13 protein-coding genes are annotated in these 13167 nt (G+C 69.3%); 3 read left to right on the plus strand and 10 right to left on the minus strand.

What is annotated here, in order from left to right; genetic code table 11:
* Positions 1–56 precede the first annotated feature (56 nt).
* From ABZ420_RS06540 to ABZ420_RS06565, 6 genes are all read right to left on the minus strand, one after another.
* Positions 57–1466: an MDR family MFS transporter gene (locus ABZ420_RS06540; RefSeq protein ID WP_357117796.1), complete on the minus strand. Its 1410-nt coding sequence runs from the start codon at positions 1464–1466 to the stop codon at positions 57–59.
* A gap of 161 nt (positions 1467–1627) precedes the next feature.
* On the minus strand, positions 1628–2029 hold the full coding sequence (locus ABZ420_RS06545) for a DUF779 domain-containing protein (RefSeq protein WP_357117799.1): 402 nt from the start codon (positions 2027–2029) through the stop codon (positions 1628–1630).
* Positions 2029–3546: an aldehyde dehydrogenase family protein gene (locus tag ABZ420_RS06550; protein ID WP_357117802.1), complete on the minus strand. Its 1518-nt coding sequence runs from the start codon at positions 3544–3546 to the stop codon at positions 2029–2031. Before ABZ420_RS06550 ends, ABZ420_RS06545 begins: the two co-directional genes overlap by 1 nt.
* A gap of 106 nt (positions 3547–3652) precedes the next feature.
* Positions 3653–4855 carry a transcriptional regulator gene (locus ABZ420_RS06555; protein WP_357117805.1) on the minus strand — a complete coding sequence of 401 codons (1203 nt, stop codon included), beginning with the start codon at positions 4853–4855 and terminating at the stop codon, positions 3653–3655.
* Positions 4856–5090: 235 nt separating this feature from the next.
* A complete protein-coding gene (locus ABZ420_RS06560; protein WP_062971500.1) occupies positions 5091–5645 on the minus strand; it encodes a hypothetical protein in 555 nt (184 codons plus the stop codon).
* 599 nt (positions 5646–6244) lie between these two features.
* Positions 6245–6586, minus strand: a complete 342-nt coding sequence (locus tag ABZ420_RS06565; protein WP_157114067.1) for a hypothetical protein — start codon at positions 6584–6586, stop codon at positions 6245–6247.
* A gap of 218 nt (positions 6587–6804) precedes the next feature.
* Between ABZ420_RS06565 and ABZ420_RS06570 the strand changes: the two genes are divergently transcribed.
* Positions 6805–7317 (plus strand): DUF664 domain-containing protein, encoded by a 513-nt coding sequence (locus tag ABZ420_RS06570; RefSeq protein WP_357117809.1) that lies wholly within the window; start codon positions 6805–6807, stop codon positions 7315–7317.
* A gap of 90 nt (positions 7318–7407) precedes the next feature.
* Positions 7408–8667: a metallophosphoesterase gene (locus tag ABZ420_RS06575; RefSeq protein ID WP_357117812.1), complete on the plus strand. Its 1260-nt coding sequence runs from the start codon at positions 7408–7410 to the stop codon at positions 8665–8667.
* Between the two features lie 15 nt (positions 8668–8682).
* Here the strand turns inward: ABZ420_RS06575 and ABZ420_RS06580 are convergent, their stop codons facing one another.
* Both ABZ420_RS06580 and ABZ420_RS06585 read right to left on the minus strand, forming a co-directional pair.
* Positions 8683–10152: an AIM24 family protein gene (locus ABZ420_RS06580; RefSeq protein WP_357117815.1), complete on the minus strand. Its 1470-nt coding sequence runs from the start codon at positions 10150–10152 to the stop codon at positions 8683–8685.
* 355 nt (positions 10153–10507) lie between these two features.
* A complete protein-coding gene (locus tag ABZ420_RS06585; RefSeq protein ID WP_357117818.1) occupies positions 10508–10804 on the minus strand; it encodes a hypothetical protein in 297 nt (98 codons plus the stop codon).
* A gap of 410 nt (positions 10805–11214) precedes the next feature.
* Between ABZ420_RS06585 and ABZ420_RS06590 the strand changes: the two genes are divergently transcribed.
* Complete coding sequence (locus ABZ420_RS06590) at positions 11215–11409, plus strand: hypothetical protein (protein WP_357117821.1); 195 nt, start codon at positions 11215–11217, stop codon at positions 11407–11409.
* Between the two features lie 106 nt (positions 11410–11515).
* On the opposite strand, the gene ABZ420_RS06595 is transcribed toward ABZ420_RS06590, so the two are convergent.
* Both ABZ420_RS06595 and ABZ420_RS06600 read right to left on the minus strand, forming a co-directional pair.
* Positions 11516–12220, minus strand: coding sequence for a DUF6081 family protein (locus ABZ420_RS06595; protein ID WP_357117824.1), 705 nt, complete (start codon positions 12218–12220; stop codon positions 11516–11518).
* A gap of 15 nt (positions 12221–12235) precedes the next feature.
* Positions 12236–13156, minus strand: coding sequence for an SAM-dependent methyltransferase (locus tag ABZ420_RS06600; protein WP_357117827.1), 921 nt, complete (start codon positions 13154–13156; stop codon positions 12236–12238).
* Positions 13157–13167: the final 11 nt, after the last annotated feature.

The following is a 13167-nucleotide window of genomic DNA, read 5'->3' on the forward strand; positions in this document are numbered from 1 at the left end:
TTCCGAAAACCCGCTGCCTCGAGTCGTGTCGGCGCTCGCCGGGCCCGCTTCGCGAGTCAGTCGGTCGCAGCCCGCCGGGGCATCATGGCCGCGGCCACGACCATGACCACGGCCATCACCGCGATCGTGACGAAGACCAGATGCACCGCCGAGGCCAGCGCGGCGGGCAGCGGGTGATCGGTGTGGCCGACCCGCGAATTCACGATCGCGCCGAACACCGCGACGCCCACCGCGCTGCCGATCGAGCGCGCGAACATGTTGGCGGAGGTCACCACGCCCCGTTCGGTCCATTCGGCACTGGTCTGCGCCGCGATCAGGGTCGGGGTCGCGACCAGGCCCATGCCGGTGCCGATGACGAAGCACGACGCGGCGACCTGCCACAGCGCCGAGTGCTGGGTGATCAGCAGCGTGCTCGCGGCGCCGAGCGCCGCCAAGCCGCTGCCGATCAGGGCGGTCGCGCGGAAGCCGATGCGCAGGTACACCTTTCCGGCTTGGGACGCGGCCAGCGGCCAGCCCAGCGTGAGCGCGCCGACCGTCAGGCCCGCGACCAGCGCTCCCGTGCCGAGCACACCCTGGGTGAAGGTCGGTACATAGGAGGTCGCTCCGAGCAGGACGGCGCCGATCAGCACCGACACCAGGCTGCTGGCGATCACCACCCGCCGGGTGAACACCCACAGCGGCAGGATCGGATTGCGCGCCCTGCGTTCCACCAGCCCGAACAGCACGAGCAGGAGCACGCCGCCCGCGAAGATCGCGAGGCTCACCGGCGAGGACCACGCCCAGGCCTGGCCACCCTCGAGCAGTCCGAGGATCAACGCGCCCGCCCCCACCGCAAGCAGCGCCGCACCCGGATAGTCGACGCTCTGCCTGCGGCGCGGCGCGGCCTCGGCGAAATTGCGCACCAGCATCCATCCGGCCAGCGCGCAGAGCGGAAGGTTGATCAGGAAGATCCAGCGCCAGCTGACGTACTCGGCGAACAGGCCGCCCAGCAACGGGCCCGCCACGCTCGACATGGCCCACACGCTGGCCAGATATCCCTGGACCTTGGCGCGCTCCGACAACGTGTACAAGTCGCCCGCGATCGTCATCGTCATCGGCTGGATCGCTCCGGCGCCGATGCCCTGGACGGCGCGGAAGACGATCAGCCCGAGCATGCTGGTCGCCACGCCGCACAGCAGCGAACCCAGTGCGAACATCGCGATCCCGAACAGGATCACGGGTTTACGCCCCACGGTGTCGGCGAGCTTGCCGTAGATCGGCACCGTCACCGCCTGCGCAAGCAGATAGATGGAGAACAACCAGGGGAACTGCGCGAAGCCGCCGAGGCTGTCGGTGATGGTGAGCACCGCCGTGGCGATGACCGTCGAGTCGAGCGCGACCAGCGCGGTCGCCAGCATCAGCGAGCCGAGGATGGCCCCGCGCTCGGATCGGAGCCCTACGGACGCCGTCACAGTCTCGGTCGCCACCGCGGCCCCTCTCGTTCGCCTGCCTAACCACCTCGAACGACCGTATCCGCCGTCCGGCTATTCCCGCATGCGGATTTTTCGTGCTCGGCGGCCTGGCCACCGCGGCGGCGGTCCGGCGAGGCACCGGCGCGACCGTAATAGTCGGTGGCCGGCGCCTCGGGTCACTGGGGCAGGTCCGCCCCGGTCGGGGGCGGCTGTTCCTCGAGGACGGCGAGTTCCTCGTCGGTGAGCAGTCGCGAGCGGATCAGGAAGCGCACTCCTTCGGGCGCTTCCAAGGAGAACCCGCTGCCCCGGCCCGGCACCACGTCGACGGTTAGATGGGTGTGCCGCCAATACTCGAACTGGTCGGCACTCATCCAGAACGGGGTGTCCGCCGCCGGATACCCCAGCAGCACATCCGACGCGCCGACCCGGAACTCGCCGCGCGGATAGCACATCGGTGCGCTGCCGTCACAGCAGCCGCCGGACTGATGGAACATCACCGGGCCGTGCTGCCCGATCAGTCGGCGCAGCAGCGCTCGCGCCGGTCCGGTGAACTCCACGCGACCGGCCGGGTCCGGCATCAGAAGAATCCGAGCTTGTCCGGCGAGTAGCTGACCAGCAGGTTCTTGGTCTGCTGGTAGTGGTCGAGCATCATGCGGTGGTTCTCGCGCCCGATTCCGGACTTCTTGTAGCCGCCGAAGGCGGCGTGCGCGGGGTAGGCGTGATAGCAGTTGGTCCACACCCGGCCCGCCTTGATCTGGCGGCCGAGGCGGTAGGCGGCGTTGATGTCGCGGGTCCATACTCCCGCGCCGAGTCCGTAGAGGGTGTCGTTGGCGATCTTCAGCGCCTCGTCGACGGAGTCGAATGTGGTCACCGACACGACCGGTCCAAAGATCTCCTCCTGGAAGATCCGCATGTCGTTGCGGCCGGAGAAGATCGTCGGCTCGACGTAGAAACCGCCGGGGAACTCGTCGACCTTGCGCGGGCCGCCGCCGGTGAGCACCTCGGCGCCCTCCTGTCGGCCGATGTCGATGTAGGACAGGATCTTCTCGAACTGGTCGTTGCTGGCCTGCGCGCCGATCATGGTGGCCTCGTCGAGCGGGTTGCCGCTGCGGATGGCCTTGGTGCGTTCGATGCACCGGGCCATGAACTCGTCGTAGATCGAGGAGTGGATCAGCGCGCGGGACGGGCAGGTGCACACCTCGCCCTGGTTGAGCGCGAACATCACGAAGCCCTCCACCGCTTTGTCGAGGAAGGCGTCGTCGGCGGCCATGATGTCGGGCAGGAAGATGTTGGGACTCTTGCCGCCCAGCTCGAGCGTGACCGGGATGATGTTCTCGCTGGCGTACTGCATGATCAGCCTGCCGGTGGTGGTCTCGCCGGTGAAGGCCACCTTGGCCACGCGCGGGCTGGCCGCCAGCGGCTTGCCCGCCTCGACGCCGAAACCGTTGACCACGTTGAGGACTCCCGGCGGCAGCAGATCGGCGATCAGCTCCACGACCTTCAGGATCGAGGCCGGGGTCTGCTCGGCGGGCTTGAGCACCACGGCGTTCCCCGCGGCGAGGGCCGGCGCGAGCTTCCAGGTGGCCATGAGGATCGGGAAGTTCCAAGGGATGATCTGCCCGACGACGCCGAGGGGTTCGTGGAAGTGGTAGGCGATGGTGTCGGCGTCGATCTCGCTGATGCCGCCTTCCTGGGCGCGGACCGCCCCGGCGAAGTAGCGGAAGTGATCGACCGCCAAGGGCAGGTCGGCGGCCAGCGTTTCCCGGACCGGCTTGCCGTTCTCCCAGGTCTCGGCCACTGCCAGCGCCTCGAGGTTGTCCTCGATCCGGTCGGCGATCTTGTTGAGCAGGTTGGCTCGCTCGGTGGTCGACGTGGTGCCCCACCCGTCGGCCGCCTGGTGCGCGGCATCCAAGGCCAGTTCGATATCGGCGGCCGAGGACCGCGCCACCTCGCAGAAGGTCTGGCCGTCCACCGGCGAGGGATTCTCGAAGTAACGGCCTTCCACCGGGGCGGTCCACGCACCGCCGATGAAATTGTCGTAGCGCGTGGCGAATTCGACGACGCTGCCCTCGGTTCCCGGCTTCGCGTAGCTCATGGCGGGTGACTCCTCGCTGGTTGCGGACGTGATGCACACGGCGCGGCGGCCGTGATGCGGGTCACTATGCCTCGCGAGGGTTGACGAAACGTTGAGGCGCGCGAGCTCAGTCGCGCAACGCGCCGTGCAGCCGTGCGGCCGCCAGCGCACGACGCCCGTCGCCCGCGGGAAGCAGGCGGAGCGCGTGTTCGTGAATCTCGATGTCGTGCGGTGCGCGCTCGCCGTAACGCAACGCGTGCTCGACGTTTCCGCTGGACAGCACCGCCGTGCGCACGCCGACCGCCAGGTACTCGCGCCACTGCACGATGCCGGGGGTGTCCGAGTCCGGCAGCAGCGGCCCGCGATACAGCTCGACCGCCGTGGCGGTATCGCCCGCTTCGAGCGCGGCGAGCACGTCCACGGCGTCACAGGACAGCGGGCTCACCAGGCGGTAGACCCGGCTGGTGATGTCGCCGCCGGTGGCGCGCCGCAGGTAGGACATCTCGGATTTGAGCGTGCTTGCCCCGACCGGCCGGTCGCCGTACACCGCGAAGTGCAGGCGTTCGTGGGTGAACCCGTCGGGTTCGAGTGCCAGCAGGGTCAGGATCTCCAGGTGCCTCGGGCGTAGCCGCACGGGGGCGCCGTCACGGATCAGGCGGGCGCCGCCGAGGCAGGTCAGCCGGACTCCGGGCGTGGCCATGCGATGGTGCAGCTTGGTCTCGATGGCGGTGACCAGGGTACGGGCGGTGGACAAGGCCAGCGGGTGCGCGCGATCCCAGGTGGTGGACAGGTCCAGCACGCCGAGTTGGCGACCGTCCGCGGCGCGGATCGGCGCGCAGTAGCAGACCCAGCCGTGCAGGGCGGCCACCAGGTGTTCGGCGGAGAACACGGTGTGCGGCCGTGCGGTGCGCAACGCCAGCGACAACGCGTTCGTGCCCATGTGCGCCTCGTCCCATCGACCGCCCGGCGCGAAGTTGACCTGTTCGGCGCGGCGGCGCATCACCGGACCGCCGTGCGACCACAGGATGGTGCCGGTCTCGTCGGTGATCGCCGCGACATAGCCCGCGCCTTCGGTGATGTCGCGCAATTGGTCGGTCAGCTCGGATACCGGTGTGCGCAGAGGGGACTCGGCCCAGCGGGCGGCCACATCGGCGTCGGCGTGGGGTGCGTGCTCGCACGCCGGATCGACGGTGCGCAACGATCGCAGCCACGATTGCGCGACCTCGCTGCGCAGCGCGGAATCACCCTGCGGTGTCCCGGCGGGTATCCATCGGGACCACTCTTGTTCCAGTGCAGCGCGTCGCTGCGAGAGGGAACTGCGCTGTGCCATCTCCGCGGATCCTGTGTCTTCGCTCCGATCGTCTCCGTGCCCTCCCATCATGCCCCAGCGCACGGCCGGGCATTCCGTTTCGGCGCGACGTCCACGGGTCTGGACCAACGACGATCGGACCGCCGCGTTCCCCTGGGCCGACCAGCGCGAAAGTGCGCGGACACCCAGGCGATCCCGGCGGCGCGACCGGCGATCGGTGTGCGGCCGGCTTCCCGCCGCACACCGACTCGGCCGATTATGGCGTGGAGAAACCGATCAGCGCACCGATGCCCGCCCCGATCGGAACGGTGACGAGCGCGCCGACTCCGCCCAGGAAGAAGCCGATCACGGCGCCGATGCCCGCGCCGATGAGGGCGCCGATACCGGCGTTGTACTGCTTGCGCGCGAGTGTGTCGTCCTCACCGACGAACTGGGTGAGGCGCTCGGTGGTCGCGGGCGCGTCGACCGGCGTCACCGTGAGGGTGCGGCCGGCATCGGTGATCGTGGGCGCCAGCCCGTGCGCCGCGCCGGAGGCCTGGAACGCCAAGGGCATGGTCGCGACGACCTGTCCCGTCCCGTTGCGCAGTTCGACGGCGCCCGCGTCGGCCGTCAACGCGAAGGTGCCCGCGTCGAGGGTGGTGACCACCCCCGTGCCGTCGGCGGCGGGAGCCGAGGTGAAACCGATTCCCTGCTCGACGCCGTGCACGCTGACCTGTGCCGGTGCCGCGGGCTGTGCGTGCGCGACACCCGTCGCTATTCCGGTGGCTCCGACCGCCAGCAGGGCGGTTGCGGCGAATCTGTTGACTCTCATCGTTTTTCCCCACATAGTCGTGTCGGCCACGAGTGCCGACGAATCCCCAAGATGCCGGTTCTCGGCCCCACCCATTCTGGCCGTAGGGCTTTCGCGAAGCAATCGTTCTGCGAATTTCACGAAAAATCGGGGACATGGCCGCACTCGGGGCGCTACTGAATTACGCACGGGCAGCGCCTGTTTCGCTGTCCGATTCGGCCGAATTGCAGAATGTGTGCTGATTCGTGTGGCGCGGTGCGAAATTCGTGCGACGGACGCTGATATCTCCGGAAAATTCGGACGTGGCAACCGGATCGGTACGAGTTCGCGGCCGAGCGCTGCCGGGGTGCTGGGTTTACCGCGTCCCGGTTCGGGATCGGAGGCCGAACTTCGCCGCTCGGGTGGTCGCTCGGCGCGCCGCCGTGATTCGAGGCCGCTGCGGGGTTGCGGCACTCGATCCGGAGGTCGCGTCGGTACGTGTGACCACCGGGCTCGGGGGTCGATTTCGCCAGGTGCCAAATGATTCCGGGGCCGTGCCCATGCGGAGCCCGGCCGCGAACAAGGCGCCGGGTCGGCGGCGCGGAGCCGGAATCATCTGGCCTGCTGCGGGAGCGCTCCGCTCAGAACGCGCTACCGGTGCCGGGCAGCATCCAGGCGATGCCGGGCCAGATGCCGAACGGGCTGCCGTAGAAGCCGAACGGGTTGCCCCCGTAGCCGTAACCGCCCCAGCCGCCATAGCCGCCCCAGCCGCCGTAACCGCCCCACCCGCCGTGGTGGCCCCAGCCGCCGTGGCGGTGCCAGCCACCGTGGATCTCCTGAGCCTGGCTCGCCTGCGCGACGGTCGGCTGCTGCGCCATCGCGGGCGCGGCGACCGCGGCGACGGGGGTCAGTGCGAGCGCGGCGACCATCGCCACGCGGACAACCGCTCGCCGGGCGCGTCCGGTCTCGACGTCGTGAATCATCGGTACTCCCTCACTTCGGTACGTCTTCGTCCGGTCGGTGACCGATTCGGAGGTCATCGACCCAATCTAACCAATGCATATCGTACCGTTGAATAACGGCACATTCAATGTGGTGCGATCGTGCGAGAATTTCCGCCCCGCGGAGCGTCGCCGGTCGTGGCGGGTGGTCGCGCTGGGTACCGTCGGTGGCAGCGGACCACCCGAGAAGGAGTCGATAGATGGCTACCAGTGCCGATGTGCTCACCGACGCCTACGAGCGGATCAAGGAGGTGGTGCACGAAGCGGTGGACGGGCTGGCGGACGACCACCTCGTTCACCGGGTCGATCCGGGCGCCAACTCGATCGCGTGGCTGATCTGGCATCTCACCCGCGTGCAAGACGACCACCTCGCGGAAGTGGCAGGCACCGAGCAGGTCTGGACCGCGCAGGGCTGGTACGACCGCTTCGACCTGCCCATCGACGCGGGAGCGACCGGCTACGGTGACCGCCCCGCCGACGTGGCGGTCATCCGGGCGTCGGCCGAATCGCTCACGGGCTACTACGACGCGGTGCACGAACAGACGCTGCGTTTCGTCCGGAAATTGACCGACAGCGATCTCGACCGCGTCGTCGACGTCCGGTGGGATCCGCCGGTGACGCTGGGTGTGCGGCTGGTCAGCGTGATCTCCGACGACCTACAGCATGCGGGCCAGGCGGCGTTTCTGCGCGGCGTGCTGGAACGGACGGAGTAACCGGCACCGGGAAGTCGTCGACCCGTGCGCGGCCCTCGTCGTGACGTAGGTTGATGCCGCGCAAGCCGAATGTTCACAGAGAGTGCCGTCGTGGTCGTGAAGAGTGTTCTGGTCGGTGTCGCCGTGCTCGTTCTCGTGGGCGTTGTCGTGCTCACGGTCGTCGGCGCCCACTGGTATGTCTGGCGGCGGCTCGTGCGGGACACGACCGCGGCGGGATCCCGCGCGCGGCGCGTCGGCACCGCCATCGTGCTGGCCGCGCCATTGCTGCTGTTGGGCGCGACGGTGGCGGAGCTGGCGTCCGCCCCCTTCGCGGTGGTCCGGATCATCGCCTGGCCCGGCTATCTGTGGGGCGCGTTGTTCGTGTACCTGCTGCTGGCGCTGGCGGTCGGCGAGCCGATCCGGATCCTCGCGCTGCGCCGGTTCGATCGGGGCCGGGCGGTACCGAACGGGGAATCGCATGTACTCGCGCCGGAGTCTTTGCCGGACACGGCCGCTCCCGCCGTTGCCACCGAGTCCCCGCAGCGCCTACCGCGCCGCGTCTTCGTCTCGCGGGTGGTGAGCGGCGCCGCGGTCGCCGCCGCGGCGGCCACCGTCGGCATCGGCGCCTACGGCGTCCTGGACGGACCGAGCGTCAAGCGCGTCGCCGTGCCGCTGGCGAAGTTGCCGCGCCGAGCCGACGGGTTCCGCATCGCGGTGGTCAGCGACGTGCATCTCGGTCCGATCCTGGGGCGCGGCTTCGCCCAGCGAGTGGTGCGGACTGTCAACGACACCCAACCCGACCTCATCGCGGTCGTCGGCGACCTGGTGGACGGCAGTGTCGAGCACCTGCGATCGGCCGTCGAGCCGCTGGCCGGACTGCGTGCCCGCCACGGCGCGTTCTTCGTGACCGGAAACCACGAGTACTTCTCCGGCGCCGAGCAATGGGTGGAGCACGTTCAGGAACTCGGCATGCACCTGCTCGCGAACGCCCGCACCGAGCTGCCCGGGTTCGACCTGGCCGGGGTGAACGACGTACAGGGCGAACGCATCGGGCAGGGACCGGATTTCGGCAGGGCGCTCGGCGACCGCGACCGGGCGCGCACCGCGGTGCTGCTGGCGCATCAGCCCGTGCTGATCGAGGACGCGGTAGCGCACGGCGTCGATCTGCAACTGTCCGGCCATACCCACGGCGGCCAGCTCTGGCCCGGCAATTACCTTGCCGGGCTGGCGAATCCGACCGTCGCCGGGCTGGAGCGATACGGCGACACGCAGCTGTACGTCTCCCGGGGAGCCGGGGCGTGGGGCCCGCCGGTGCGGGTGGGCGCGCCGTCGGACATCACCGTCGTGGAACTCGTATCGCTCCAGGCTTGACCGCGACTCTCGCCGTCAGCCGAACAGGCCGCCCAGCACACCGCCGCTCTGGCCGGCCTCCTGTCCGCCGCCGGTGCCTCCGACGAAGCCGCCCGGCGGCAGCTCCGACGGCTGCACGATGACGAAACCGTGTCCGGAGAACGACAGCGTCATCCCCTCGCCGGTGCTGCGGCCCATCAGCCTGCCCAATCCGAACGAATCGTTGCGTTTGATGCCCGTCTGCAGACTCGACGACCAGGCCACCGCCGCCTGCGGGTCGGCGTAGGTCGGCTGGTCGACGTTGAGTACCACCGGCGTGCCGTGGGTGGTGATGGCGATGCGGCCACGGCCGGTGAAGACGCAGTTGAACAACCCGGCGTTGCTGGCGAATCCGGCGGCGCCCTGCACCATCCGGATGTCGTAGCGCAGGGTGGAATCGAAGGCCAGCACGTTGGCGCCGTTGATGGTGAGCCCGTCGGTGCCGTCCAGGTCGATGGTGTGCACGTCGGCGGCGCCGTTGGCGACGAACAGGTCGCCGCGCCCGGATACCTTCATCAGCGGAACGCCCTCGCCGGTCAGCCGCTGCTGGATCGCCCGGCCGATCCCGCCCGCACCGAGCGCCTGGAATTGCAGATCGCCCTGGTAGGCGACCATCGATCCGGCGCGAGCCATGACCTCGCCGTTGACGGCCACCTTGATCATCTTGCCGCCCTGCTTCTGGATGCCCGCGCCGGTGACTTCGGCGTGGCTGGGGGCGAACAGTTCGCTCTGCATCGGCAGCGCTCCTTGCTGAGGTGAGTGCATCGGTGGTGGCGGCACCGCGGCGGCCGGCGCGGAATAGGCCGGTGGCGGTGGGTAGGAAGGCGGCGGCGCGGGCTGGTATGCCGGTGGCGGTGGTTGATTCGCCGGTGGCGGGGGAGGTCGATAGGCGGGTGGGGGAGCGGGCGCCGGGGTCTGCGGGGCCGGTCGATTCGCCGGTGGGGGAGCCGCGGCGGGCGCCGGGGCCGGTTCGTCGTCGATACTCACGCCGAAGGCCGTCGCGATTCCGGCCAGTCCGTTGTCGTAACCCTGCCCGACCGCGCGCACCTTCCACGCGCCGCCGCGACGGTAGATCTCCACACACACCACGGCGGTCTCGGTGCTCAGCCCCGTCATCGGGAAGGCGAGCGTGCCCGAGGGGGACGCGATGGTCGCGCGCAGCGACCCGGCGGACGCGAAGGTGGGCGGGCCGCTGCCGTCCAGGCTCGCGGTGACGACGACGCGATCCACGTCGCCGGGCAGCGCGCTGGTCTGGATGTCCACCACATCGCCCGCACCCCGGCCGTGCCGGTAGGTGACGCCGGGGGCGACCGGTTGATTGAAGAACACGAAATCGGCGTCGGAGCGCACCCGCCCCGCCGAGTTCAGCAACAGCGCCGAGACGTCGACGGGGGCCGAGCAGGTCACGGTCACCGTCAGCCGGTCGCCGGGCGCGGGGCGGTTCTCACCGCGGGCGAGGTCGGTCACGGCAGGCCGTCCGATCCGCGGCGGCGCCGTCGGGTTGACATGCGATTCACGGGTCCAGTGTGTCGTGCGGGCGGAAAGCGCGCCACAGGCACACCGGGTCGTGCGTCGACCCGGCGCTTCGAGTCGGTGCGCGGGTCGGTCCATCGCCCTCATCGAGCACGGGGCGTTCGCCGATCGGAGGACCGATGTCGGCCGGAGGACGCGAGCCGGCACCGGGCTACTTCGGCGGCGGAACACCGATGGTCGGGCCCGCCTCCGCCGATGTGCGCTCACGCGCATCCGGCCCGCGGCGGCGAATCCCCGGAACGCGTGAGAGCCCGGCCGTGTCGACCGGGCTCTGTGTCAAGGATTCGGGTCAGAGGACTTCGGCGTACATGGTGCCGTCGAGGATGCCGAATTCGACCTGCCCCGGGAACAGGGGCAGGGCGCCGGTGGCGTGCTGGGCGTGGTTGAGCGCGATGGTCTCGGTGGCCCACCGGTGCAACGGCTCGGGTAGACGCAGAACCCGGTGGTCGGTGCAGCGAACATACGGATAGGTGGTCTCGCCGGGCCGGGCGAGCGGGTTGTGGATGTCGAGGGTGGCGATGTCCAGGACCAGGCCGGTGTGCTTGGCGGAGGCGACGGTCGGTGGCTGCAGTTCGATGTCGTCCATGACCGAAGACGGTAGCTCGAAGGATGCCCGATGCGGGTGATTCCACGCGAATGTCCCTGCGATTTCACGGGAAGCGGCGGGACGGCGAGGTTCATCTAATGGGGTGAACCCCACCGCTACCACCAGCGATCGCGGCAGGCTTGGGCATACCGATGCCGCGCCGGCTGTCCCGGAGCCACCGGGACTGTGCCGAGCCTAAGCGACGCTGAACGTTCGCGGGGCGTTTCCGGGGAATCGGCGGACGTTGCCGCCCGGCCCGGATCCGGTGGCGACCGGTCGGTAACCGGCGTCGGAATGTCCGATTCCCGGTGCTGCGGCTTACTATGCCTGCGGCGTCAAAGAAGCTGTGCGCGTTGAGTATCCGGCACGGCGGTGTGCTATTCGATTTTTCCTTCAGGAGGTTGGAAGACGTGCTCTACGTAGTCATCGCGGCCATTGTCGTCGCGTTGCTGGCCGTGTCGGCCGTGGCGATGGTGTGGGATCCGCGCCGTCGTACGGAGTCGGACGAGTACGACTACGAGTACGGCATGGACGAGGACGGTATCGCGCCGGGCGGATACGCCCGGTCGGGCAGCGTCGAATGGCCGCGCAAAGAGAGTGTCTGACCGGCGGTCAGGGCCGCCCGCCAGGCGGTGACGTAGCTGATGCCCAGCCGAGTGCGGCTGGGCATCAGCTGTTTTCAGCCAAGTCCGCGTCGGTCGGCGACGCCGATCACTCCACCGTGAAGTCGCGCCACGAGGCGTGCAGTCCCTGTCCGCGCAGCGACGTGCTGTGTCCGTCCTCGATCGGATGCAAGGTGATGATGCCGAAACCGATCTGCACCGTCTCGGGCAGCTGCGGCGCGCGGGTGGTGTACACCGGGGCCTCGTCGACGTACCAGCCCGCGGTGCCCGCGGCCCGGTCGATCGTGACGCTGTAGCGGTGGAACTCTCCGGGTTTGATGTCGATCCCCGCCAGCGGTGCGTGCACCACGTGGGTGAACGCTTCTTCCGCGGGGACGACGCCCGGCACGAACAACCGCTCGTGGATGGCGTAGGCGTGCTTGCTGGTCGCGATCAGGTCGAAGACCTGGGCGCTGCTCATATCGAGGACGTTGAACGCGGCGAAGCCGTCCCGGTAGTCCTCGCCGGTGGCGCCGATGTTCTCCGCTGCCATCTCCACGGTGAAAGTCCGTGGACCGCCGGTGAGATCGAACGTTTCGGTCGACACCAGCAGATGCTTCGGGTTGTCCAGGATCTGGACGTCGGCGTGGGATCGGGTGAAGGCGTCGATCCGGACCGACACGACGCCCTCGCCGACCTCGGTGCGGGCGGCCGGGTCGGCGTAGCGCCAGCTCTGGCTGGGCCCGAGCGGGACTTCCAGGTGACGCCACCGGTCCTCGCGGAGGTCCGGTCCGTTCAGGTCGTCGTAAGTCATTGCGGCAATTACCTTTCAGCCGTGTGGTCCGGCGGCATCCGATAGGTCGTCCTCGGTCGCGCGGCGGCGCAGTGCGGTCACGACGCCGTTCGACGATCCGGACTTGTAGCCGACGCCGCCCAGCAGCAGACGTTCCTCGGTCAGTCGCGGGCGGATCGCGGGGCCCATCGGCCACCAGTCGTCGAGTTCGACCAGGCCGGGCTCGATCAGTTCCAGATCACCGAAGTACGAGGCGATCTGCTCGCGGGTGCGGTACCAGCCGGAGCCCAAGCCCATTTCGGTGAAACGCCGTTGCAGTTCGATGGCCATCTCGTGCGCCTCGCCGCCGTCGGCCGGATCGTAGAAATGCGTGATCGCGACGTAGGAGCCCGTGGGCAGCGCCTCGATGTACTGACGCATGATCCCGGCCGGATCGAGGTCGTCGTCGACGTGATGCAGGATGCCGCACAGGATCAGCGCCAGCGGCCGGGTGAGATCGAGGTGCCGGGTGACGTCCGAGTGCGACAGCAAGGTCTTCGGCACGGTGAGATCCGCGGGCACGAAATGCGTGAACTCGTTGCGCTCGAGCAGGACGCGGCCGTGGATGTTGCACACCGGGTCGTTGTCGACGTACACCACGCGCGCCTGGGGATTCTGCTGTTGGGCGATCTCATGGGTGTTGCCGACGGTCGGCAGCCCCGCGCCGATGTCGAGGAACTGGTCGATGCCGACGGTCCCGGCCAGATAGCGCACCACGCGGTGCAGCCAGCGGCGATTCATGCGGGCCACATCGCTCTGCCGCGGCGCGACTTCGGCGACTTTGTCGCGCACGTAGCGGTCGACTTCGTAATTGTCCTTGCCACCGAGGGTGGCGTCGTAGACGCGGGCGATGCTCGCGCGTGTCGTGTCCACGCCTACCGGCGCGCGAACACCGGTCTGGGGAGCGTGCTCGGACATGGAGACCTCTC

Source organism: Nocardia sp. NPDC005745, from assembly GCF_040630775.1.
Taxonomy (GTDB): Bacteria; Actinomycetota; Actinomycetes; order Mycobacteriales; family Mycobacteriaceae; genus Nocardia.

Bases quoted from the DNA above. Each gene is read 5' to 3' on its own strand.
- ABZ420_RS06545 (WP_357117799.1), bottom strand. From the start codon at position 2,029: ATGCCGGACCCGGCCGGTCGCGTGGAGTTCACCGGACCGGCGCGAGCG.
- ABZ420_RS06550 (WP_357117802.1), bottom strand. From the start codon at position 3,546: ATGAGCTACGCGAAGCCGGGAACCGAGGGCAGCGTCGTCGAATTCGCC.
- ABZ420_RS06555 (WP_357117805.1), bottom strand. From the start codon at position 4,855: ATGGCACAGCGCAGTTCCCTCTCGCAGCGACGCGCTGCACTGGAACAA.
- ABZ420_RS06560 (WP_062971500.1), bottom strand. From the start codon at position 5,645: ATGAGAGTCAACAGATTCGCCGCAACCGCCCTGCTGGCGGTCGGAGCC.
- ABZ420_RS06565 (WP_157114067.1), bottom strand. From the start codon at position 6,586: ATGATTCACGACGTCGAGACCGGACGCGCCCGGCGAGCGGTTGTCCGC.
- ABZ420_RS06570 (WP_357117809.1), top strand. From the start codon at position 6,805: ATGGCTACCAGTGCCGATGTGCTCACCGACGCCTACGAGCGGATCAAG.
- ABZ420_RS06585 (WP_357117818.1), bottom strand. From the start codon at position 10,804: ATGGACGACATCGAACTGCAGCCACCGACCGTCGCCTCCGCCAAGCAC.
- ABZ420_RS06595 (WP_357117824.1), bottom strand. From the start codon at position 12,220: ATGACTTACGACGACCTGAACGGACCGGACCTCCGCGAGGACCGGTGG.
- ABZ420_RS06600 (WP_357117827.1), bottom strand. From the start codon at position 13,156: ATGTCCGAGCACGCTCCCCAGACCGGTGTTCGCGCGCCGGTAGGCGTG.